This window comes from Thioclava sp. F1Mire-8, from assembly GCF_002213165.1.
In the GTDB taxonomy this organism is placed as follows: Bacteria; Pseudomonadota; Alphaproteobacteria; order Rhodobacterales; family Rhodobacteraceae; genus Thioclava; species Thioclava nitratireducens.
This window is the reverse complement of the sequence record NZ_NBNY01000003.1, coordinates 122536-143005: the sequence shown is the minus strand read 5'-3', so window position 1 is coordinate 143005 and position 20470 is coordinate 122536. Positions and strand designations below refer to the sequence as shown.

General features: G+C 64.2%; 22 protein-coding genes and 1 tRNA gene. 14 read left to right on the top strand and 9 right to left on the bottom strand.

Annotation, left to right across the window (positions count from 1 at the left end; translation table 11 throughout):
• Positions 1-35: 35 nt before the first annotated feature.
• From B6V75_RS18480 to B6V75_RS12060, 5 genes are all read right to left on the bottom strand, one after another.
• Positions 36-2342 (bottom strand): hypothetical protein, encoded by a 2307-nt coding sequence (locus B6V75_RS18480; RefSeq protein WP_146735135.1) that lies wholly within the window; start codon positions 2340-2342, stop codon positions 36-38.
• On the bottom strand, positions 2339-3208 hold the full coding sequence (motA, locus tag B6V75_RS12075; RefSeq protein WP_075775267.1) for a flagellar motor stator protein MotA: 870 nt from the start codon (positions 3206-3208) through the stop codon (positions 2339-2341). Before motA ends, B6V75_RS18480 begins: the two co-directional genes overlap by 4 nt.
• A 76-nt stretch (positions 3209-3284) precedes the next feature.
• On the bottom strand, positions 3285-3740 hold the full coding sequence (locus B6V75_RS12070) for a hypothetical protein (protein ID WP_146735134.1): 456 nt from the start codon (positions 3738-3740) through the stop codon (positions 3285-3287).
• 143 nt (positions 3741-3883) lie between these two features.
• The gene (locus B6V75_RS12065) at positions 3884-4237 is read right to left on the bottom strand and encodes a hypothetical protein (RefSeq protein WP_075775269.1); all 354 of its coding nucleotides are present in this window, start codon (positions 4235-4237) and stop codon (positions 3884-3886) included.
• Between the two features lie 11 nt (positions 4238-4248).
• The gene (locus tag B6V75_RS12060) at positions 4249-4740 is read right to left on the bottom strand and encodes a flagellar basal body-associated FliL family protein (protein WP_088719862.1); all 492 of its coding nucleotides are present in this window, start codon (positions 4738-4740) and stop codon (positions 4249-4251) included.
• A gap of 121 nt (positions 4741-4861) precedes the next feature.
• On the opposite strand from B6V75_RS12060, the gene fliF reads away from it, so the two are divergent.
• The 4 genes from fliF to fliP are packed head-to-tail and all read left to right on the top strand — an operon-like array spanning position 4862 to position 8150.
• Entirely contained in the window at positions 4862-6490 is a 1629-nt protein-coding gene (gene fliF / locus B6V75_RS12055; protein ID WP_088719861.1) for a flagellar basal-body MS-ring/collar protein FliF, read from the top strand.
• Positions 6490-7086, top strand: coding sequence for a flagellar biosynthesis protein (locus tag B6V75_RS12050; RefSeq protein WP_088719860.1), 597 nt, complete (start codon positions 6490-6492; stop codon positions 7084-7086). Before fliF ends, B6V75_RS12050 begins: the two co-directional genes overlap by 1 nt.
• Complete coding sequence (locus tag B6V75_RS12045; protein ID WP_075775273.1) at positions 7079-7357, top strand: FliM/FliN family flagellar motor switch protein; 279 nt, start codon at positions 7079-7081, stop codon at positions 7355-7357. Before B6V75_RS12050 ends, B6V75_RS12045 begins: the two co-directional genes overlap by 8 nt.
• Before the next feature lies 1 nt (position 7358).
• On the top strand, positions 7359-8150 hold the full coding sequence (gene fliP, locus B6V75_RS12040; RefSeq protein ID WP_088719859.1) for a flagellar type III secretion system pore protein FliP: 792 nt from the start codon (positions 7359-7361) through the stop codon (positions 8148-8150).
• A 75-nt stretch (positions 8151-8225) separates the two neighbouring features.
• On the opposite strand, the gene B6V75_RS12035 is transcribed toward fliP, so the two are convergent.
• A tRNA-Lys gene (locus tag B6V75_RS12035) sits at positions 8226-8301 on the bottom strand.
• Positions 8302-8407: 106 nt separating this feature from the next.
• On the opposite strand from B6V75_RS12035, the gene dapF reads away from it, so the two are divergent.
• From dapF to B6V75_RS12000, 7 genes are all read left to right on the top strand, one after another.
• On the top strand, positions 8408-9244 hold the full coding sequence (dapF, locus tag B6V75_RS12030) for a diaminopimelate epimerase (protein WP_088719858.1): 837 nt from the start codon (positions 8408-8410) through the stop codon (positions 9242-9244).
• On the top strand, positions 9241-10503 hold the full coding sequence (gene mtaB, locus B6V75_RS12025) for a tRNA (N(6)-L-threonylcarbamoyladenosine(37)-C(2))-methylthiotransferase MtaB (RefSeq protein WP_088719857.1): 1263 nt from the start codon (positions 9241-9243) through the stop codon (positions 10501-10503). Before dapF ends, mtaB begins: the two co-directional genes overlap by 4 nt.
• Before the next feature lie 42 nt (positions 10504-10545).
• Positions 10546-10968, top strand: coding sequence for an alternative ribosome rescue aminoacyl-tRNA hydrolase ArfB (gene arfB / locus B6V75_RS12020; RefSeq protein WP_075775325.1), 423 nt, complete (start codon positions 10546-10548; stop codon positions 10966-10968).
• Positions 10958-12220 (top strand): aminotransferase class III-fold pyridoxal phosphate-dependent enzyme, encoded by a 1263-nt coding sequence (locus B6V75_RS12015; protein WP_088719856.1) that lies wholly within the window; start codon positions 10958-10960, stop codon positions 12218-12220. The genes arfB and B6V75_RS12015 overlap by 11 nt, the downstream gene beginning before the upstream one ends.
• Positions 12217-13194: a phosphotransferase gene (locus B6V75_RS12010; RefSeq protein WP_088719855.1), complete on the top strand. Its 978-nt coding sequence runs from the start codon at positions 12217-12219 to the stop codon at positions 13192-13194. Before B6V75_RS12015 ends, B6V75_RS12010 begins: the two co-directional genes overlap by 4 nt.
• A complete protein-coding gene (locus tag B6V75_RS12005; RefSeq protein ID WP_088719854.1) occupies positions 13191-13634 on the top strand; it encodes an NUDIX hydrolase in 444 nt (147 codons plus the stop codon). Before B6V75_RS12010 ends, B6V75_RS12005 begins: the two co-directional genes overlap by 4 nt.
• An 88-nt stretch (positions 13635-13722) precedes the next feature.
• Positions 13723-15204, top strand: a complete 1482-nt coding sequence (locus tag B6V75_RS12000; RefSeq protein WP_240496954.1) for an inorganic phosphate transporter — start codon at positions 13723-13725, stop codon at positions 15202-15204.
• Positions 15205-15208: 4 nt separating this feature from the next.
• On the opposite strand, the gene pncB is transcribed toward B6V75_RS12000, so the two are convergent.
• The gene (gene pncB, locus B6V75_RS11995; RefSeq protein ID WP_088719853.1) at positions 15209-16516 is read right to left on the bottom strand and encodes a nicotinate phosphoribosyltransferase; all 1308 of its coding nucleotides are present in this window, start codon (positions 16514-16516) and stop codon (positions 15209-15211) included.
• A gap of 3 nt (positions 16517-16519) precedes the next feature.
• Complete coding sequence (gene pncA, locus B6V75_RS11990; protein ID WP_075775330.1) at positions 16520-17119, bottom strand: bifunctional nicotinamidase/pyrazinamidase; 600 nt, start codon at positions 17117-17119, stop codon at positions 16520-16522.
• A gap of 98 nt (positions 17120-17217) precedes the next feature.
• Between pncA and B6V75_RS11985 the strand changes: the two genes are divergently transcribed.
• Complete coding sequence (locus B6V75_RS11985) at positions 17218-18123, top strand: rhodanese-related sulfurtransferase (RefSeq protein ID WP_088719852.1); 906 nt, start codon at positions 17218-17220, stop codon at positions 18121-18123.
• On the opposite strand, the gene B6V75_RS18705 is transcribed toward B6V75_RS11985, so the two are convergent.
• Positions 18120-18284: a hypothetical protein gene (locus B6V75_RS18705; protein WP_157771528.1), complete on the bottom strand. Its 165-nt coding sequence runs from the start codon at positions 18282-18284 to the stop codon at positions 18120-18122. The genes B6V75_RS11985 and B6V75_RS18705 overlap by 4 nt on opposite strands.
• Positions 18285-18439: 155 nt before the next feature.
• Here B6V75_RS18705 and mbfA point away from each other — a divergent pair, with 155 nt between their 5' ends.
• Positions 18440-19417: an iron exporter MbfA gene (mbfA, locus tag B6V75_RS11980; RefSeq protein WP_075775332.1), complete on the top strand. Its 978-nt coding sequence runs from the start codon at positions 18440-18442 to the stop codon at positions 19415-19417.
• 127 nt (positions 19418-19544) lie between these two features.
• Positions 19545-20462, top strand: coding sequence for an AEC family transporter (locus B6V75_RS11975; RefSeq protein WP_088719851.1), 918 nt, complete (start codon positions 19545-19547; stop codon positions 20460-20462).
• Positions 20463-20470 lie beyond the last annotated feature (8 nt).

Here is a 20470-nt window from a genome sequence, read left to right as displayed (position 1 = left end):
AAAGCTTTAGAATCCGTTTCCGAAGATTTTGCCCGTCACTGCTGAACAGGGGGCAAAGCAAGGCGATCGAGCATTTTCGACAGCGTTTCGCGTTCTGCCTGGCTTTGCTCCAACAGGCTGCGGGCCCGCGTGAGCGGCCCGCCTTTCACCTCCTTCGTTTGTGAGGACGTCGCCCCGAAAGTTTCCAGAAAACGCTGTTCTACCGCATCTGGAGGGGCGTCCAGGCTTGACCAATCGCCCTTGTGCCAGGATTGCGCGCGGGCCCCTTCCGGATTGCCCGCGCGAAGGTAGGCGGCGCGCGCCTCGTCGTGGCGACCGAGTCGAGACAAGGCAGCGGCTCTGATCTGCTCGATCTGTTTACCCTCCAAATCCTTCAGATGCGCGACGGCGGCAGCTGGATCCAGTTCGAGGAGCGCGGCCCGCGCGAGCAGAGTCTTGTCCTGCACCGACAACGGATCGGCCTGTCCGAGAAGGCGCACGGCAACGGCAGGCATTCCCAGAGATATTGCACGTCCGGCCAGTTCTTGTCGCAGCCCGGAGGTCTGCGCGGCTTTCTCGGCTAGGGGCAATTGGTCATAAAGGGTTCGAAGGAAATCCCCGTCGCCGGCTTGCCCAACCAACCGCGAGAATATCGCTTCGAGCGTGCCCTTCGAATCCGCGATCTCGGTCGCATCTGAGTAAATCTCGAAGGCTTTGCCGAATTCGGAATTCGCGGCGTGGCCAATCGCGGCGATACGACGCAATTCCGGAGCCTCCGGCGCGTCGGCGAGTTCGAAAGCCAAGGCCTCTGCATTCGCAAGAGCTGCCGGGTCGACCGCTCCGCCCGCGTCGATCTGGCTGTTGAGCCACAAGATCAACGCGCGCAGCCCTTGCGCCGAGTTCGTCTTCGAAAGCGCTTCAAGGCGCCCCGAAGCTTGCGGATCGCCCTCCACCACTTGGATTTCGGCTTCCATCGTGTCGAGCGCACGTCGATCCCCGGTCGTGATCCGGCTGACAGCCGGCTCGAGCGATCGTGCCACATCCGCCGCTCCGATCTGCGTGAGGCGGGCCACAAGGTTTGGCGCCAGAGACCGTCGCAAATCGGCTGGAAGCGCCTCGAAATGTCGGCGAAGCGCCGCGAAGGCAACATCGCGTTTTTCGGGAAGCGGGTCAGCTGCGAGGAAGGCCCAAAGCGCGACCGCGCCATTGCAATCGGTGAGCTGAGCAAGCGGCGAGGTGGCGGCGGCAGGATCGGCGTCGAGCACCGCTCCCACGAAGAGCAGCGCATTCTTGCTCGGTCCATCCTTGCCCATATCGCGCAACAGCGCGCGGGCCTCCGTCCCGAAGCCGAAGGCGATGTAAAGCCGCGCCAATGCTGTCACCTTACGTGGATTGGGTGCGTCGAATTCGCCCAAGAGGCCTTTTCGCGCATCGCTGATCTGAGCGAAGGCCGGACGCTCGTCGACCCAGTGCGCGAGCTCGAAATATCGGTCGGGCGGGCACGCGGATACCTCGGGAGGCGCCTGGAGGCCTGTGGCAAGTTGGTCACGGTCGATCGCTGTAACCGAGTCGATCGCAAGATGCGGTGGAGGTCTCGGGCCCTGAGGCGCCTGCGGAATTTCAGCCGTTTCGGCGGCCCTGTCGCCTGTGGGTGGTGGAGCGTGTCGCCCTTGCGCGGGCTTTTCCTCGGTCGGCGTCATCTGTGGCGAGACGAGCCCCTGCGATGCCGCGCGCGACATCTGGCGTAGAAGGCGCTCTTCAATGCCATCGAGCCGTGGATCGGGTTTCGGGGGGAGGGGCGGTTTGGGCGCGCCATCAGAGATATTCACCGGCGCGTTGGCAGGCTCCTCTTGTGCAGTCGTAGCTCGCCAGAACAGGTCGAGGTAGTCGTCTCCGATCCTCACGGGTTGAACGGTTTTCGGGCGGGGCCGAGAGGCTGGTGGGGGCTTCGTTGACGTGGTCTGCGATCGATCTTCACCCGTCGCAATTACCGGAGGGACGGTTTGACCTGGAGAAGGATCCTTGAGGTCGATGACAAACGCGCCGCTCTCGAGCGAGAAGGTTTCAGGCGCGACCCCGGGCGCGAGTTTCAGAAACAACCCGCCATCGGCTTGTGCCGCGAGCGCCTGCAATCTGTCACGGGGTATCAACTCGAAAACGTTCTGGGTCGCGAATTGCGGCTCGGGGGCGTCAGTATCTATCCGTATCCCCCCATCGACAGGCGTAATCGCCCGGCTCGCCGATGCCGGTAGATAGACGACAAGGCGTGAAAAGCCGTCATGCTCCCCCGATTTGACCGGAATCACCGTTGCATGTGCCGGCGCGAGGGGCAGCAGAAATAGAAGTGCGAACCAGAGCCTCATGCCGCCTCCGACTTCACCGACTTCAAGGCCTCCTCAAGGTCGGAGAAGCTGGGGCGAATATGGTGGGGCGTGTTCTGGCGACCGACCTCGATGCAGATATTGGTCGCGTGGTTGTGCAGGTTGGCGATCAACACTTCGCGGATAAGCTTGTAGAAGTGGCTGTCTTCGTCGGTCACCCCTTTCATCCGGCTCGCGAAAGGGGCGATGAATCCGTAGGCGATGAACACGCCGAGAAAGGTGCCGACAAGCGCGCCGCCGATCATCTTGCCGAGAATTTCCGGAGGCTGATCGATCGAGCCCATCGTCTTGATCACCCCGAGCACTGCCGCGACGATCCCGAGGGCGGGCATCGCGTCGGCCACCGACTGCATAGCGTGGCTCGAATGCATGGCATGGTGGTAATTTGCCTCGAGTTGCTTGTCGAGCACCTCTTCCACCTGCATGGGATCGTCGTAGTTCATCGAAGCCGATCGCATCGTGTCACATATGATGTCGACCGCCTCGTGATCGTGGAGGATTTTCGGATATTTTCCGAAGATCGAGGATTTTTCCGGATCTTCGATATGTTCTTCGATTGCGACGGGGTTCTGTCGGGCGAGCCGGATCAATTCGAACAGAAGACACAGAAGATCGCGATAGTCGTCGGGTTTCCATTTGGGGCCTTTGAAGACCTTCCCGACATCCTTCAGCGTATGCTTGATCGAGGCCAGGTCGTTCGAGAGTACAAAGGCGCCCACAGCTGCGCCGCCGATCATGATCATCTCGAAAGGCAGGGATTTGAGGATAATCCCCATCTTGCCGCCCGCCGCGACATAGCCGCCGAACACCATCACGAAGATGATCACGATCCCGATGACGCCGATCATGGAAAGCCTCTTCCGTTTCTCTCGGGCGACTTTGGATGATTCGGTTTAAGAAAGGCCCAAGAGCCTTAAACATCGCTCAGTTGCGCGGTGCGCCCGCGTTACGGCCTGCCATCAGCACGCTGATCGCGTAGGCCGTTTTGGGTTCGAGACTCTCCATGACCGCAGCGGCGGCGGCGGGGCGCATGCGCGCGAGGAAACCGGCGGCGAAATTCGGGTCCATTTCGGCGAAAAGCGGCGCGGCCTGTTTCGGCTTCATGTTCTCGTACAGCGCAACGAGCTTTCCGACATCCTTGTCGGCACCCTCTTCCGCCACGGCGACGGTCTTGGACAGCGCCTCTTCCGCCGCGACGAGATCGTTCAGTCGCTTTTCCAAGCGGGTTTCGGCAAGGGCGAGCGCATTGCGGCGGTCAGTAAGCAGTCCTTCCTGTTCGACCAGTTTCGCTTCCCGCGCCTTGAGATCGGCGAGCATCGCCGTGAACCCGGCGTCGTCGATACAACCGTCCTGCGGTTTTGTCGCCTTTGTCTCGTGCACTGGTTCCGCGGTATCGCGCGCCCAAGCTCCGCTCTGTGCAAGCTGCATGCCGCCGGAGAGGACAAAAAGCGCAGCGATGATCCAGAGGGCACCGCGGCCCGGGCGGGGCCTGCGCCTACCGGGTTTGCGTTCGGCTGCGCGGTTCATTGCGCGGCCTCGATATCCGTTTCGCGTTGCCGCCGGCGCAGCACGCGGCGGCGTGGTTCACCGTCTTCGGGAAGATCATGCAGGGAGGCCAGAAGCAGCTCGAGCTTCTCCGCCCCCGCCTCCGCGCGTTCGGTCAGCGCGCGCAATTGTCGCTCGGATGTGCCCGCGGTGGCCTGCGCCCGTTCAAGCGCGCGAGTCATGTCGTCGACCTGCGCGGACAGCACGGCGATGGCCCCGCCCATCCCGGTTTCGAGTTGGTTGAATCGCTTGAGCCTGCGCGCGAGCACGAAGCAATAGGTCGCCGCCGCCAACGCTGCGAGCCCGGATGTGATTTCGGCAAGGAATTGCATCAGCCTCTCCCTCAGTTCAGCACGAATTCGATGACGAGAAGGTCGCGCACGCGCCCGTCTCCGGTGACCAGTTGAATCCGTCGCAACATCTGCGCGCGCAGGCGCATCATCGCGCTCGGGTCTTCCAGAAGGCTGACGTCGACGGCGCGCAGATACCCATTCAGCACGTCCATCACGCGCGGCTTCAGCAGCTCTACGTCATGTTCATAGGCGCTCGGCACTTCGAGTTGCGCCGCGAAGCGCAGATGGCGCGCGGAGGCGCCGCTCAGCGTAATTGCGAGCGGGTCGAGTGCGACATAGGCGATGTCGGGAAGTGCCTCCGGTGTATGCGCCTCCGGCGCAGCGGCGGCATGCGTGGCCTCTGGAGGCGCGAGAACCAGCCCCGAATAGACCGCGTAGAACCCACCGCTCCCCAGCATAATCATGAGGACGAGGCCGATCAGGAGCATCAGCTTGGTCTTCTTCTTCGGCGGCTCGTTCGCCTCGGCAGTGGCTTCCGTCATGGGGGCCTCGCTGTGTCGGGTCGAGGCTTGGAATAGCCGAGTCGGACTAACCGATTGTTAATCGCAATGAAGGAAGGTGCCCGTGACGCCGGGCAGAACGCCCGCTCTCTGGAGGTTCGTCTTGCAGCAACTCATCGACACTTGGGCTGGCCTGGATATGCGCCGGAAACTCGCCGCGGTTTTCGGCGTGATTGCGATGGTCGCCACGGTCTTAGCAATCGGATCGATCGCGTCGAAGCCGACGCTGGCCTTGCTTTACGCGGGCCTCGGCAGCGCGGAGGCGGGCGAGGTGATCTCCGCGCTCGAACAGCGCGGGGTGGCCTACGAGGTGCGTGGCGATTCGATCTTTGTCGCCGCGCCGAAGCGAGACGAATTGCGCATGACTCTCGCCTCGCAAGGTCTGCCCGCGACCGGTGGCGCGGGCTATGAGCTGCTCGATTCGCTCTCGGGCTTCGGCACGACCTCGCAGATGTTTGACGCCGCCTATTGGCGCGCGAAAGAAGGGGAATTGGCGCGAACCATCGCTGCGGTGCCGTCTATTCGGTCGGCGCGCGTGCATATCGCGCATCCGACGAATGCGCCTTTTCGCGGAACGCTTGAGCCGACGGCCTCTGTGACGATCACGCCGGCTTCTGCGGGGCTGAGCGCTGCGCAGGCGAAGGCCGTTCGCTATCTCGTGGCCTCGGCGGTAACCGGCATGACGCCCGAAGATGTCTCGGTAATCGACTCGGCGCGTGGGCTCATTCCCTTCAGCGACAATCCCGCGCTGCCCGGCGGCGGGGAGACTCGCGCTCTGGCGCTGAAGCGGAACGTCGAACGGCTGCTGGAGGCGCGCGTCGGTCCCGGGAATGCCGTGGTCGAGGTGGCGCTCGACACCGTGACAGAGCGCGAGGCGATCACCGAGCGTCGCTTCGACCCGCAGGGCCGGGTGGCGATCGCGACCGACACGTCCGAAACCTCGAAAACCTCCGATTCGACGACACCCCCGGCGACGACCGTGGCCTCCAACCTGCCCGACAACGGGACTGGCGCGACCGGCAAGTCGCAAAGCCGTACGAGCGAAACGCGCGCGCGCACCAACTTCGAAGTCTCTGAGACGCGTCGTGAATTGCTTCGCAAGCCCGGCGCTCTCAAGCGGCTTAGCGTCGCGGTGCTGGTCGATGGGGTGCGCGGCACCAATCCCGACGGGACCCCTAGCTGGTCGCCGCGCAGCGATGCCGAACTGGCCGATCTGCGCGAGCTCGTGGCCTCCGCGGTGGGATTCGACGAGGCGCGGGGCGACGTGATCACGCTGCGCTCCATGCAGTTCGAGGCGCTGCCGGAAGCGGGAACCCTCGCTGGCGCCGGATTCATCGACAGCATGGCCCTCGATCTGACGCAGATCATCCAGATCGCGGTGCTCGCAATCGTTGCGCTTGTGCTCGGCCTCTTCGTCGCGCGCCCGATCCTGCTGCAGAAAACCCGAGAAGGAGCCGCGGAACTGCCGGCGCCAAATGCCACGTCAGAGGAAAACTCCCGGTCTTCAACGACGCTCACCGGTGAAATCGACGATGGGGAGATGCCCGATATGAACATGCAGCTGGTGTCCGACTTCGACCTCGGGGATCTACCGATGGCGCGACAGACGGATTTCGATCTCGACCGCCCTGCCGATCCGGTTGACCGCCTCAAGAAGATGATCGAGGAGCGTCAGGCCGAAACCGTCGAAATCCTGCGTAGCTGGATGGAAGAGCCGTCGGAGAAAGCGTGATGGGCCAAAGGCTGAAACTCGAATCCTTTGAGCCGAAGGCGAGCGAGGCGGGTGAAATCGCGCTCGACCCGGCCGAGTTGGAAGAGACCAAGCTGGCCGCGTTCGAGACCGGTTACCAGGCAGGCTGGGACGATGCGGTCGCCGCGCAAAACGCCGAAACCGCGCGACTTCACGGCGATCTCGGGCGCAACCTGCAGGCGCTGGGCTTCACCTATAACGAGGCGCGCCAGCACATGCTCGGTGCGCTCGAGCCGCTTCTGCTCGAGATCTGCGGAAAACTGTTGCCCGCGCTCGCGCGTGCGTCGCTTGGCGCCGTCGTGGCCGAGCAATTGATGCCGATTGCCGGGGATCTCTGCGCGAGGCCGATCACGGTGGTCGGCAATCCGACCGCATTGCCGCAGATCCAAGAGGCGCTGGCGCCGCGCGCAGACTTGCCGCTCGCATTCGTCGCGGAGCCCAGCCTTGGCGAAGGGCAGGTCTATCTGCGCTTCGCCGATACCGAGACCCGCGTCGATCTCGACGCCGTCATCGCCGCCATTTCGCGCGCGGTCACGACCTATTTCACCGCCACCGCGAAGGACAAGCCCGATGAATGAGACCGCGCCGAATGCCTCGACCGCCAATCCCTTCACGCAGGTGCCGATCGAGATCACCATCTCGGTCGGCAAGGCCCGCCCGCTGGTGCGCGATTTGCTGCGCCTGAAGCGCGATGCGGTGCTGTCCCTCGACCGGAAAGTGGACGACCCGGTTGAACTCTACGTGGGAGACAAGCTGATCGCGCGCGGCGAACTGACCGAGATTGACGGCAGCGACGGGCAGCTTGCGGTACGGCTCACCGAGGTGGCCGATCTGCAAAACGGCCTGTGACATGCCTCGCCGCCTACCCTTTGCCGTTCCCGACGTCCGCCTCGCGCGCTCTCCCGCGCCAAGGTTTGTCCTGCTGGCAGCCTTAACCTTAATCCTCGCGGCCCTGCCGGCGCAGGCCCAGGACATCACGCTTTCTGTCGGGGAGGGCGACAGCCTCGCCGGGCGCTCGCTGCTGATCATCGCGGCAATCACACTTCTCAGCCTCGCGCCGGGGCTCGCGATCATGGTGACTGCGTTCCCGTTCATCGTCACGGTGCTGTCGATTCTGCGCCAAGCCCTCGGACTTCAGCAGTCGCCGCCAAACATGTTGATCATCAGCCTCGCGCTATTCCTGACATGGTTCATCATGGAGCCTGTCTTCCTTGAGAGTTGGCGCGTCGCGGGCCAGCCCCTGGTCGAAGGCGCGATCGACTGGCAGGAGGCGTTTACGAAGGGGATAGAGCCTTTCCGCATCTTCATGGCAGGGCGCACGAATCCCGACACCTTCGCGGCCTTGGCCGATCTGCGCAACGGCACCGCCGCGACGGGAGCCCCGACAAGCCTCGATGCCGCGCCGCTCTCGACCCTCGTGCCCGCCTTCATGCTGTCCGAGGTCACGCGCGCCTTCCAGATCGGCTTCCTCGTCTACCTGCCGTTTCTGATCATCGACCTCGTCGTCTCGGCGGTGCTGATGTCGATGGGGATGATGATGGTGCCGCCCGCGGTCGTGGCGCTTCCGTTCAAGCTCGCCTTTTTCGTGGTGGCCGACGGCTGGGTGCTGCTCTCGGGGGCCTTGGTGCGCAGTTATTTCTGACGCCGAGAGCGGCTCACGTAACCGCAGACCCCAAAACGCAAAAACCCGGGCCGAAGCCCGGGTTTCTGAGGGTGATGGTGAGCCGTGCAGGATTCGAACCTGCGACCCACTGATTAAAAGTCAGTTGCTCTACCAACTGAGCTAACGGCCCATCACAGGGCGCGTCTCTACAAACCCCCGCCGGGGGGGTCAAGGCATAAAATTCACAAAAATTGCACATCTGGAAAAAACCTTGGCGCGGGCGTATATCGCGCGCCATGAATACAAAGCGCATACAGAGCGGACTGCCCTTCATGAAGATGCATGGGCTCGGCAATGACTTCGTCGTGATCGACGCCCGCGTGGGCGTCGATCCGGTCACGCCTGCGCTCGCGCGTGCGCTCGGTGATCGGCATCGCGGCGTGGGATTCGACCAGCTCGCCGTCATCCGTCCCGCCCAAGGGGCTGATTTCACGCTCGAATTCTGGAATTCCGACGGTACGCGGGCCGGCGCTTGCGGGAATGCGACTCGCTGCGTGAGCGATTACATGATGCGGCAGCTCCACCGGGCCGATGTCACGCTGCTCACCGAACGCGGGCAACTCAGCGCGGTGCGGCGCGAGGACGGGATGGTCTCGGTCAATATGGGCGCGCCGATTCTCGAAGCGGCGCAAATTCCGATTCTGCCCGGCATCGATCCCGCGCATCTGCCGCTGGGCGGCGACCCGATCGCGGTCGGCATGGGCAACCCGCATTGCGTCTTCTTCGTGGACGATGCCGAGGCGGTCGAAGTGGATCGCCAGGGCCCGGTGATCGAGCATGATCCCCTGTTCCCCGAGCGCACCAATGTCGAATTTTCCAGCGTGATCGGCCCCGACCATCTGCGGATGCGCGTCTGGGAGCGCGGCACCGGCATCACGCTGGCCTGCGGCTCGGGCACCTGCGCCACCGCCGTCGCCGCGCATCTGCGGGGGCTCACCGGCAAGCGCGTCCTCGTCGATGTCGATGGCGGCCAGCTGGAGATCGACTGGCGCGAAGATGGCGTCTGGATGACCGGCCCCACCGCGCATGTCTTCGATGCGACCCTCACCCAAGATTTTCTGGACGCGATATGAAACCGCCCGTTTTCTCGACTCTCGGCTGCCGTCTCAACGCCTATGAGACGGAGGCGATGAAGGAATTGGCTGCAGGCGCCGGGCTCGAAGGGGCCGTGGTCGTCAATACCTGTGCCGTGACCGCCGAGGCCGTGCGCAAGGCCAAGCAGGAAATCCGCCGTCTCGCGCGCGAGAATCCGGACGTGCCGGTGATCGTGACCGGCTGCGCTGCGCAGACCGAGCCCGACACCTTCGCCGCGATGCCCGAGGTCACCAAGATCATCGGCAATCACGAGAAAATGCAGGCCGACACCTGGGCGCAGCTCGCCCCGCAAGGCCCCGATTTCATCGGCGAGACCGAGCGGGTGATGGTCGACGACATCATGTCGGTGAAGGAGACCGCCGGTCACCTGATCGATGGGTTCGGCCGCCATCGCGCTTATGTGCAGGTGCAAAACGGCTGCGATCACCGCTGCACCTTCTGCATCATCCCCTTCGGGCGCGGCAATTCGCGCTCCGTCCCGGCGGGCGTCGTGGTCGAGCAGATCAAGCGCCTCGTGGATCGCGGCTTCAACGAGGTCGTCCTCACCGGGGTCGATCTGACTTCCTGGGGCGCGGACCTGCCGGGCGAGCCGCGTCTGGGCGATCTGGTGATGCGAATCCTGCGCCTCGTGCCGGACCTGCCGCGCCTGCGCATCTCCTCCATCGACTCGATCGAGGCGGATGAGAACCTGATGCTGGCGATCGCGAGTGAGCCGCGTCTGATGCCGCATCTGCATCTCAGCCTGCAGGCGGGCGACGACATGATCCTCAAGCGGATGAAGCGCCGCCACCTGCGCGACGACGCCATCGCCTTTACCGAGGAAGCGCGCAAGCTGCGCCCCGGGATCGTCTTCGGCGCGGATATTATCGCGGGTTTCCCGACCGAGACCGAGGAGATGTTCGAAAACTCCCTGCGGCTCGTCGACGATTGCGGGCTGACCTTCCTGCATGTCTTCCCCTATTCCGCGCGCAAGGGCACGCCCGCCGCGCGGATGCCTGCCGTGAAAGGCCCCATCGTCAAGGAGCGCGCGGCCCGGCTGCGCGCGAAGGGCGAGGCCGCGCTGGCCGCCCATCTCGACGCGCAGGTCGGCACCGAACAGCGCGTGCTGACCGAGACCCCGCGCGTCGCGCGCACCGAAGGCTTTGCCGAGGTGACGTTCGAGGCGGACCAGCCCGAAGGCACGCTGATGAGCGTGCGCATCACTGGCCATGACGGGGCGCGGTTGCTGGCGGGCTGAAGGGGGCTTTCGTTTTTCGCAGCGTGAGCTAGCTTGTGGCCCATGCTGCGGATCAACGATCAGATAACCATCGAGGATTGGGAAATCACCGAAACCTTCACCCGGGCGCAAGGTCCAGGGGGGCAGAATGTGAACAAGGTTTCGACCGCGGTGGAGCTGCGCTTCGAGGCCGAACGCTCGCCGCACCTGCCGCAACCGGTGAAGAACCGCTTGCGCCGGATCGCGGGGCGCAGATGGACCAGCGACGGGGCGCTTTTGCTGCTGGTGCAGGACACGCGCAGTCAGGCGCGCAACCGCGAGATCGCGCGCGACCGCCTCGCCGAGATGATCCGAAAGGCCTGCGAAAAGCCCAAGAAACGCATCCCGACGCGGCCCACGCTCGGCTCGAAGAAGCGGCGTCTGAAGGCGAAGGCGATTCACGGCGAGAAGAAAGCGCTGCGCGGGAAGGTCTCGGATGGGGAGTGATCTGCTGGACCGGCGCGAACGGCTTTTAGGGCCGAACGTGCCGACCTTCTACGACCGCCCGGTGGAGATCGTGCGGGGAGAGGGCGCTTCGCTTTTCGACGCCGACGGCCAGCGCTACCTCGACGCCTATAACAACGTCGCCCATTGCGGCCATTGCCATCCGCGCATCGTGAAGGCGATCTGCGAACAGGCCGCGACGCTCAACACCCACACGCGCTATCTGCATGAGGGCATCCTAAATTATGCCGAGGCGTTGCTGGGCAAGTTCGCCTTCGACGGTCAGCTTCTCATGACCTGCACCGGGTCCGAGGCCAATGACGTCGCTTTGCGCGTGGCGCAGGCGGTGACCGGCAAGCGCGGCTTCATCGCGACCGACAACACCTATCACGGCAACACCACCGCCGTGGCGCATCTGTCGACCCGCCGCCCGCCGATCGGGGGCTGGCCCGACCATATCCGCCGGGTGCCGGCGCCCGACAGTCTTACCCCCTTGGGCGGATCGCTCGAGGCGCAGTCCGAAGCCTTTGCGGCCAACGTCGCGCAGGCGATTGCCGAGCTGGAAGAGAGCGGCCACGGCTTCGCGGGGCTCATGCTCTGCCCGATCTTCGCCAATGAGGGGATGCCCGGCATCGCGCCCGGTTTCCTAGACCCGACCGTCGAGGCGATCCGCCGCGCGGGCGGGCTGATCCTGTGTGACGAGGTGCAGCCGGGTTTCGGCCGGATCGGCTCGCATTTCTGGGGGCACGAATGGCTGGGCGTCACGCCTGACGTGGTCACGATGGGCAAGCCGATGGGCAATGGGCACCCGGTCGCGGGCCTTGTTGCGACGCCCGAGGTGATGGGCGCCTTCCGCGAGGCTTTCGGCTATTTCAATACGTTCGGCGGGAATCCCGTTTCGGTCGCAGCCGCAATGGAGACGTTGCGGGTGATCGAAGACGAAGGCTTGCAGGAGAACGCGGCACAGGTCGGCGACTACCTTCTGCAAGGGCTGCGCGACCTGTCCCATCCGCTGATCGCCGACACGCGGGGCCTTGGCCTGTTCCTCGGGATCGAACTGGCGCGGGACGGCGAGCCCGCCAGCGACGCTGCTGGCCGGATCGTCGAGGCGATGCGCGAGCGCCGTGTCTTGATGGGCCGGGTGGGCCGGGCACAACACATTCTCAAGATCCGCCCGCCGATGGTCTTCAATCGCAGCGATGCCGATGAAATGCTGGAGAAGCTTTCGCAGAGTTTCGAGGAGCTTCCTGCATGATCTCGGACGAGACCGCACGGGCGATGGCGGAGTCTGCCCTCGCTTCATGGGGAGGTGCGCCCGAGCCGCCGCGACTGGTGAAGAACCGCGAGAATATCGTCTTCGAGGCGCATCTGAAGGATGGACGCCATGTCGCGTTGCGTTTGCACCGGCCCGGTTATCAGGGCCGCGAAGGGGTCGAGGCCGAGTTGCGCTGGTGCGAAAGCCTCGCCGATCAGGGGATGCCGGTGCCGCGCCCGGTGCGCACGAGCGAGGGCGCTCTGACAGGGCTCGTGGAGGACCGCGTCACCTCTTGCGTGGGTTGGCTGGATGGGACGCCGATCGGCGCGGGCGATCAGCCCCTCGCCGGGACGCCAGAAGCAGTGCGCGCCGAGGCCCAGGCGCTGGGTCGCCTCATCGCGCAGCTTCACATCAGCAGCGATGCCGCCCCGCCCGACGGGTTCGACCGGAACCCGTGGGATGGCGAGGGGTTTCTGGGGGAGCGTCCGCTTTGGGGTCGTTTCTGGGAACATCCTCAGCTTTCGGAAGTTGAGGCCACAACGTTGTCCTCGGGCCGCGACCTTGCGCGTGTGCTTTTGGCACAGGCACAGGACTATGGTCCGATCCACGCCGATTGCCTGCGTGAGAACGTGTTGTCGACGCCGGACGGGCTCGCCCTGATCGACTTCGACGATTGCGGGCCGGGCTACCGGCTCTACGACCTCGCGACGGCGCTGGTGCAGGGCTGGGGCGACCCGCTTTGGGGCGAACAGGCGGCAGGGCTCGTCGAGGGCTATCGCAGCCTGCGACCGCTTCCGCCCGATCAGGAGGCACTCCTCCCGCTTTTCGTGGCGCTGAGGGCCTTCGCCTCCGCTGGCTGGATTGTGACCCGGGCCCTTCCTTCCGATCCGCGCCAAAAACTATATGTAGAACGTGCGCTTGATCTCGCACAGCATTTGGAGAACCGTACGCCGCCATGGGAGACCAGTCGATGAAATGGGCGAAATCCGTCGCCAAGGGCCTGCTGGGCTATCGTCCCGCCTCTTTGCAGGTGGGCGCGCTCTGTCTGCGCATCCGTGACGGAAAGACCCAGGTTCTGCTGATCACCTCCCGCGATACCGGGCGCTGGGTCATCCCCAAAGGCTGGCCGATGCGGGGACGCTCGCTGTCCGGCGCAGCCAAGCAGGAGGCGTGGGAAGAGGCCGGAGTCGTCGGCAAGATCGACAAGGAGCCCGCCGGGGCATTCCGTTATGACAAGATCCTCGATAGCGGCTTGGCGACGCCCACCGATGTCGTCGTCTTCCCGCTGCGGGTGGAGACCCTGATGAAGTCCTATCCCGAAGAACATCAGCGCAAGCGCAAATGGTTCGCGCCGAAGGAGGCCGCGAAGCTTGTGGCGGAAGAGGGGCTGCAAAAAATTCTGCGCAAGCTCTGAGCGCCGAAACGGGCCTGACGCCTTGTCACAGCGGGTCAAACCCGTTACCCCGCGCGGGTTCTGACAATTAGATGACAGGTTCGTGACGGTGGCCAATCAAGACAACGAGTCCCGCGTCAATCAGTGGAAAACGCTCGACAAGGATCTCAAGCGGATCGGTCGTGTCGAAAGCGCCGCGCAATTCGTGGCGCGCGGCATGGTTGCGCCGGGAGTCGCGCTGGCCTTCATCGTGCTCGCCGGACTGGTGGCCGCCGTGCTGGTGGGAGGTCAGCCTGGCCAGCTGGTGGTGATCTTCGCTGCCGCGATCGGGGCCTATATGGCGCTCAACATCGGCGCCAATGACGTGGCCAACAACATGGGCCCCGCCGTGGGCTCACGCGCGATGACGCTGATCGGGGCGCTGATCGTCGCCGCCATCTTCGAAAGCTTGGGCGCGCTCGTCGCGGGCGGCGATGTCGTCAAGACCGTCGCGAAAGGCATCATCGAACCCACCGCCTTGCCCGATTCCGGGCATTTCGTCTGGGCGATGATGGCGGCGCTTCTGGCGGCGGCCTTGTGGCTGAACCTCGCGACATGGCTGGGCGCGCCGGTCTCGACCACGCACTCCATCGTCGGCGGCGTCGTCGGCGCGGGCATCGTGGCCGCGGGCTTCGGCGCGGTCGACTGGGCGTCGATGGGGATGATCGCGGCAAGCTGGGTGATCTCGCCGATCCTCGGCGGGGTGATCGCGGCGGCCTTCCTCGCACTTATCAAGTCCAAGGTGATCTATGTCGACGACAAGATCGCGGCCGCCCGGCGATGGGTGCCGATCCTGATCGGGATCATGGCGGGGGCCTTCGCTGCCTATCTCGCGCTCAAGGGCCTGAAGCACCTGTTCAAGATCACGATCGTCGAGGCCGTCCTGATCGGGCTCGTCGTCGGTCTTGTGGGCTGGCTGATCACGATCCCGATGATCCGCCGCCAATCCGAGGGAATGGAGAATCGCAAGAAGTCCCTCAAGACGCTGTTCGGCCTGCCGCTCGTCGTCTCTGCCGCGCTGCTGAGCTTCGCCCATGGCGCGAATGACGTGGCAAATGCGGTGGGTCCGCTTGCCGCCATCGTGCACACGGTCGAGCAGGGCGATATCGCCGCAGAGGTCGGCATCCCGTTCTGGGTGATGGCCGTGGGCGCGCTGGGGATTTCCGTCGGCCTGCTGCTGTTCGGGCCCAAGCTGATCCGCCTCGTCGGCAACGAGATCACTAAGCTCAACCCGATGCGCGCCTATTGCGTGGCGCTCTCGGCGGCGATCACGGTGATCGTGGCGTCGTGGCTGGGCCTGCCGGTCTCCTCGACCCATATCGCGGTCGGCGGCATCTTCGGCGTCGGCTTCTACCGCGAATGGCACGCCGAGAAACGCGCCCGCGAGCTGGGCATCCGCAAGGGCAAGCCCGTCCCGCCGGAAGAGCGCAAGCGCCGCCTTCTGGTGCGCCGCTCGCATATGATGACGGTCGCCACGGCGTGGATCGTCACGGTGCCGGCCTCGGCCGCGCTTTCGGCGGTAGTCTACCTGATCCTCAACGCGATCACCTGACCGCTCAGACCATGACCTTCATCGCCTGCTGCTGGCCGACCTCGAAGACGCGCTTGTAGCGGGCGATCTCTTCCTCCGGGCCCATCGCCTTCGCGGGATTGTCCGACAGCTTCACCGTCGGGCGCCCATCGGCCTCGACCGCTTTGCACACAAGGCTGAACGGCGCGAGCGCGTCATTCGGCACCAGCCCGCGGAAATCGTTCGTCAGCAGCGTGCCCCAGCCGAAGCTGACCTTCACCCGGCCTGCGAACTGCGCGTGCAACTCGCGAATCTTGTCGACGGTCAGCCCGTCCGAGAAGATCACCAGCTTTTGGCGTGGATCCTCGCCGCGTGCCTTCCACCAGTCGATCGCGATATCCGCGCCGGTCGCCGGATCGCCCGAATCGATGCGAATACCGGTCCAGCCCGCCAGCCAATCCGGTGCGTGATCGAGGAAACCCTTCGTGCCGTAGGTGTCGGGCAGGATGATACGCAGGTTGCCGTCATGCTCCTCGTGCCAATCGGCCAGCACCTTGTAGGGCGCCTTTGCCAGCTCCGCATCGCTATCGGTCAGCGCCGCATAGACCATTGGCATCTCATGCGCGTTGGTGCCCACGGCCTCGATGTCGCGCCGCATCGCAATCAGGCAGTTCGAGGTCCCGGTGAAAGCGCCCCCTTCGGAGATGTCACCAAGCCCTTCGAGCATCGCCTGCACGCACCAGTCCTGCCACAGGAAGCTGTGCCGTCGCCGTGTGCCGAAATCCGCGATCCGCAGGTGATCCAACTCGCGCAGCGCCTCGATCTTCTCCCAGACCTTCGTCATCGCGCGGGCATAAAGCACCTGCAACTCGAACCGCCCCATCGTGTTCAGCACTGCCCGGCCGCGCAGCTCCATCAGGATCGCGAGCGCCGGAATCTCCCAGAGCATGACCTCGTGCCACTTGCCCTCGAAGGTCAGCTCATATTGCCCGTCGCGCTTTTCCAGATGGTAGGGCGGCAGTTGATAGCCCTCGAACCATTCCATGAAATCCGAGCGGAACATCTGCCGCTTGCCGTAGAACGTGTTGCCGCGCAGCCAGGTGCTCTCCCCGCGCGACAATTTCAGCGAGCGTGCATAATCGAGCTGCTCGCGCAGTTCCGCCTCGTCGATCAACTCCGCCAGCCGGATCGACTTGCTGCGATTGATCAGGCTGAACTTGACCCGCGTCTCCGGCTTGTTGCGAAAAATCGACTGACACATCAATAGCTTGTAGAAATCTGTGTCGATCAGGGACCGCACGATCGGGTCGATCTTCCACTTGTGGTTATAGACGCGGCTCGCGATGTCGACCATGGATCAGGCCTCCAGCTTTACACCGGCAGAGCGCATCTCGCTATGCGCCTCCTGCAGCGAGCCGTCGAGGTCGATCGCCCGGCAGGCGCCTTCGATCACGGTCGCGCGGAAGCCCAGCTTCGCCGCATCCAGCGCCGACCACGCGACGCAGAAATCGGTGGCGAGCCCCACGAAGGTCAGATCCTCGACACCCCGGTCGCGCAGGTAGCCTGCAAGCCCGGTCGGCGTCTTGTGGTCGTTCTCGAAGAAAGCCGAATAGCTGTCGACGCCGCGCCGGAACCCCTTGCGGATGATCAGCTGCGCCCGGTCCACGGCGAGATCGGGGTGGAACTCCGCCCCTTTGCTGCCTTGGACGCAATGATCCGGCCAGAGGGTCTGCAGCCCATACTCCATGTGGATCTGCGTGAAGGGCGCGCCGCCTTCGTGCTGGCTCGCGAAAGAGGCGTGATCCGCCGGGTGCCAATCCTGCGTCAGCACCACGGTGTCGAACTCGGTCATCAGCGTGTTCACGCGCGGAAGGATCTCGTCGCCCCCCGATACCGCCAGCGCGCCGCCGGGGCAGAAATCGTTTTGCACGTCGATCACGATCAGGGCTTTGGTCATTTTGTCTCTCCCGCAGGGTCTCTCCATGGGTAGGGCGCGGGCCCCACATGGTCAACGGCTCTTGCCTAATGCCCCTGCACGGCGCTAATGCGGGGCCCATGTTCACCGTTGCCGCCCTTTACCATTTTACCCGGTTCGAGTCCCCCGAGGCCTTGAAGGCCCCGCTGGCGAAGCTTGCCTGCGCGCAAGGTGTGAAGGGCTCGCTCCTGCTCGCGCGCGAAGGGATCAACGGCACGATCGCCGGGACCCGTGAAGGGATCGATGCGGTGCTGACGCATATCCGCAGCTTGCCGGGCTGCGCCGATCTGGAGTGGAAGGAAAGCGCGGCGGCCGAGATGCCTTTCGGCAAGATGAAGGTGCGGCTAAAACGCGAGATCGTCACGATGGGCGAGCCCGATATCGATCCCAAAGCCCGCGTCGGCCATTACGTCGAGCCGCAGGACTGGAACGCGCTGATCTCCTCGCCCGACACGGTGGTGATCGATACGCGCAACGATTACGAGATCGAGATCGGCACTTTCGAGGGTGCCATCGACCCCGGCACGAAGAGCTTCCGCGAATTTCCGCAATGGTGGCGCGACAATGCGCATCGCTTCCATAACAAGCGCGTCGCGATGTTCTGCACCGGCGGTATCCGCTGCGAGAAATCGACGAATTTCCTGCTCTCGGAAGGGGTGCCCGAGGTCTATCACCTCAAGGGCGGCATCCTGAAATATCTCGAAGACATGCCCGAAGACGGCTCGCTCTGGCAGGGCGACTGCTTCGTCTTCGATCAGCGCGTGAGCCTGCGCCACGGCCTCAAGCAAGGCGATTACGACAGCTGTCACGCCTGTCGCCGTCCGGTTTCCGCGGAAGACAAACGCCACCCCGATTACGAGGAAGGCGTCTCCTGTCACCGCTGCATCGGCGAGTATTCCGATGCCGATCGCGACCGCTTCCGCGAGCGCGAACGTCAGATGCGCCTCGCCGCCGAGCGGGGCGAAGCGCATCTTGGACGCGATTAATTATCCGCGCAGACCTGCGTCAGATCGTTGCAGCCTTGCGTGACGGTCGGAGCCCCGGTGGTCGGGAAGTCCAGACGCGGCAGCGAGAAATCCCCGACGCCAGCCGACGCGGCAGTCGCGCCAAACACGGACAGAACAAGGGCGTAAGCGAGACGTTTCATAGCGGTTCTCCATAACTGAACTACTTGGTTCGGAATGCAATATGAACCGTTCGGTTCGGAAATCAAGGCCTAATGAACTGAATGGTTCAAAATACTGCCTTGCACTGAAGGCAAAGCCGCCTATTTTAGAACCGTTCTAAAAAAGAGGGCCTCCCATGCTTCCCGGTTTCGCGTCACGCCGCCGTTTCGACGATCTCTCCGAACAGGAAGTGCTTGCGCTCGCGATTTCCTCCGAGGAGGACGACGCGCGCATCTATCGCCAATATGCCGAGCATCTGCGCGATGAGTTTCCGGGCTCCGCGAAGATTTTCGACGAGATGGCGAAAGAGGAAGACGAGCATCGCCGCCTCTTGATCGCCCGGCACACGGAGCGTTTCGGCGAGGTAATCCCGCTGATCCGTCGCGAGCATGTCGCGGGCTTCTACAACCGCAAACCGATCTGGCTGACGAAGAACCTATCACTCGATACGATCCGCGGCGAGGCCGAGGCGATGGAGCGCGAGGCGGGCAAGTTTTATACGCTCGCCGCCCAGCGTAGCTCTGATGCCAGCACGCGCGAGTTGCTGGGCGATCTCGCCGCAGCCGAACTCGGCCACGAGAAGAAGGCCGAAGAGCTGACCGGCACGCATCTGCCCGAGAGCGAGAAGGAAGAAGAAGACCGTCAGGCCCATCGCCAGTTCATCCTGACTTGGGTGCAACCGGGTCTCGCCGGACTGATGGACGGCTCGGTCTCGACCCTCGCGCCGATCTTCGCCACCGCCTTCGCGACCCAAAATCCTTGGACCACCTTCCTCGTGGGCCTCGCGGCCTCGGTCGGCGCGGGCATCTCGATGGGCTTCACCGAAGCCGCTCATGATGACGGCGTGATCTCGGGCCGCGGTTCGCCGATCAAGCGCGGCATCGCCTCGGGCGTGATGACCATGCTGGGTGGCTTGGGCCACGCGCTGCCCTACCTGATCCCCGATTTCTGGACCGCGACCACCATCGCGATCATCGTCGTGTTCATCGAGCTCTGGGCGATCGCGTGGATCCAGAACCGCTTCATGGAAACGCCTTTCCTGCGCGCGGCCTTCCAGGTCGTGCTCGGTGGTGCGCTGGTCTTTGCGGCCGGTGTCTTGATCGGCGGCGGCTGACGCCGACCTGCGATTTGCCTTCGGCTTGGCGAAAATATCCCCGCCGGAGGCATCCCCGCCTTTCCACGGGTACATGGGTCACATTCCGTATCTGGCACTTGCCAAAGGCGCATGCTAGCCCTTGGCCATGCTCGAGATCTTTCTGAAGACCTTGCCCTTTTTCGCCCTGATCGGGCTTGGCTGGTTCGCCGGACAGATCCGCTTTTTCACCGCCGAGGCGACCGCGTGGCTGACGAAGTTCGTCTTCTACTTCGCGCTCTCGGCGATGCTGTTCAAATTCTCCGCCAATCTCGATCTGGACGCGCTCGTCGATCCGCAGTTCATCCTTGCGTATCTGACCGGCTCCGGCGCGGTCTGGCTGATCACTTTCGCCGTCGCCAAGGCGCGCAAACTTCCCACCGCGCTTTCGGCGATGGAGGCGCATACCTCGATGACCGGCAATACCGGCTTTCTCGGCGTGCCGATGCTGGTGGTGCTGCTGGGACCGGCGGCGGTCGGGCCGGTGCTGATGGTGCTGAGCTGCGATCTGATCGTGTTTTCCTCGATCATCACGATCTTCATCACCGCCGCGCGGCACGGGAAGGTCTCTCTCGCGCCGATCGCGCTGGGGCTTGTGAAGAACCCGATGATCGTCTCGATGGTGGCGGGGCTCGCCTGGGCGGGGCTGAAGCTGCCGATGCCGGGTCCGCTTGAGGAATTCATGACGCTTTTGGGCGCCGCCGCCACGCCGGGCGCGCTGTTCGCCATTGGCGCGTCGCTCGCGGGGAAATCGGCGGAGAAACCCGCGCCGGCGGTCTGGCTGTCCTTCGGCAAGCTCTTTCTGCATCCGGCCGCGATCGCGATCACCTCGCTTATGATCTTCGACGTCGATCCCTTCGCGGCAGGCGTGATGATCGCCGCCGCCGCTCTTCCGGTCGCGGGCAATGTCTATATTCTGGCGCAGCATTTCGGGGTGGCGCCGCAGCGCGTCTCGGCGTCCATCCTCGTCTCGACTGCCGTCTCGATCCTCACGGTTCCGGCGGTCATCCACTGGGTTCACGGCTAAGGAGGCTC

Coding starts and splice junctions, on each gene's coding strand:
- B6V75_RS12050 (WP_088719860.1), top strand. CDS start 6,490: ATGGGCCAAAGGCTGAAACTCGAATCCTTTGAGCCGAAGGCGAGCGAG.
- B6V75_RS18705 (WP_157771528.1), bottom strand. CDS start 18,284: ATGAAACGTCTCGCTTACGCCCTTGTTCTGTCCGTGTTTGGCGCGACT.
- pncB (WP_088719853.1), bottom strand. CDS start 16,516: ATGGTCGACATCGCGAGCCGCGTCTATAACCACAAGTGGAAGATCGAC.
- B6V75_RS11985 (WP_088719852.1), top strand. CDS start 17,218: ATGTTCACCGTTGCCGCCCTTTACCATTTTACCCGGTTCGAGTCCCCC.
- B6V75_RS12045 (WP_075775273.1), top strand. CDS start 7,079: ATGAATGAGACCGCGCCGAATGCCTCGACCGCCAATCCCTTCACGCAG.
- B6V75_RS12005 (WP_088719854.1), top strand. CDS start 13,191: ATGAAATGGGCGAAATCCGTCGCCAAGGGCCTGCTGGGCTATCGTCCC.
- B6V75_RS18480 (WP_146735135.1), bottom strand. CDS start 2,342: ATGAGGCTCTGGTTCGCACTTCTATTTCTGCTGCCCCTCGCGCCGGCA.
- arfB (WP_075775325.1), top strand. CDS start 10,546: ATGCTGCGGATCAACGATCAGATAACCATCGAGGATTGGGAAATCACC.
- B6V75_RS12060 (WP_088719862.1), bottom strand. CDS start 4,740: ATGACGGAAGCCACTGCCGAGGCGAACGAGCCGCCGAAGAAGAAGACC.
- mbfA (WP_075775332.1), top strand. CDS start 18,440: ATGCTTCCCGGTTTCGCGTCACGCCGCCGTTTCGACGATCTCTCCGAA.
- B6V75_RS12010 (WP_088719855.1), top strand. CDS start 12,217: ATGATCTCGGACGAGACCGCACGGGCGATGGCGGAGTCTGCCCTCGCT.
- B6V75_RS11975 (WP_088719851.1), top strand. CDS start 19,545: ATGCTCGAGATCTTTCTGAAGACCTTGCCCTTTTTCGCCCTGATCGGG.
- mtaB (WP_088719857.1), top strand. CDS start 9,241: ATGAAACCGCCCGTTTTCTCGACTCTCGGCTGCCGTCTCAACGCCTAT.
- B6V75_RS12015 (WP_088719856.1), top strand. CDS start 10,958: ATGGGGAGTGATCTGCTGGACCGGCGCGAACGGCTTTTAGGGCCGAAC.
- B6V75_RS12065 (WP_075775269.1), bottom strand. CDS start 4,237: ATGCAATTCCTTGCCGAAATCACATCCGGGCTCGCAGCGTTGGCGGCG.
- pncA (WP_075775330.1), bottom strand. CDS start 17,119: ATGACCAAAGCCCTGATCGTGATCGACGTGCAAAACGATTTCTGCCCC.
- dapF (WP_088719858.1), top strand. CDS start 8,408: ATGAATACAAAGCGCATACAGAGCGGACTGCCCTTCATGAAGATGCAT.
- motA (WP_075775267.1), bottom strand. CDS start 3,208: ATGATCGGCGTCATCGGGATCGTGATCATCTTCGTGATGGTGTTCGGC.
- fliP (WP_088719859.1), top strand. CDS start 7,359: ATGCCTCGCCGCCTACCCTTTGCCGTTCCCGACGTCCGCCTCGCGCGC.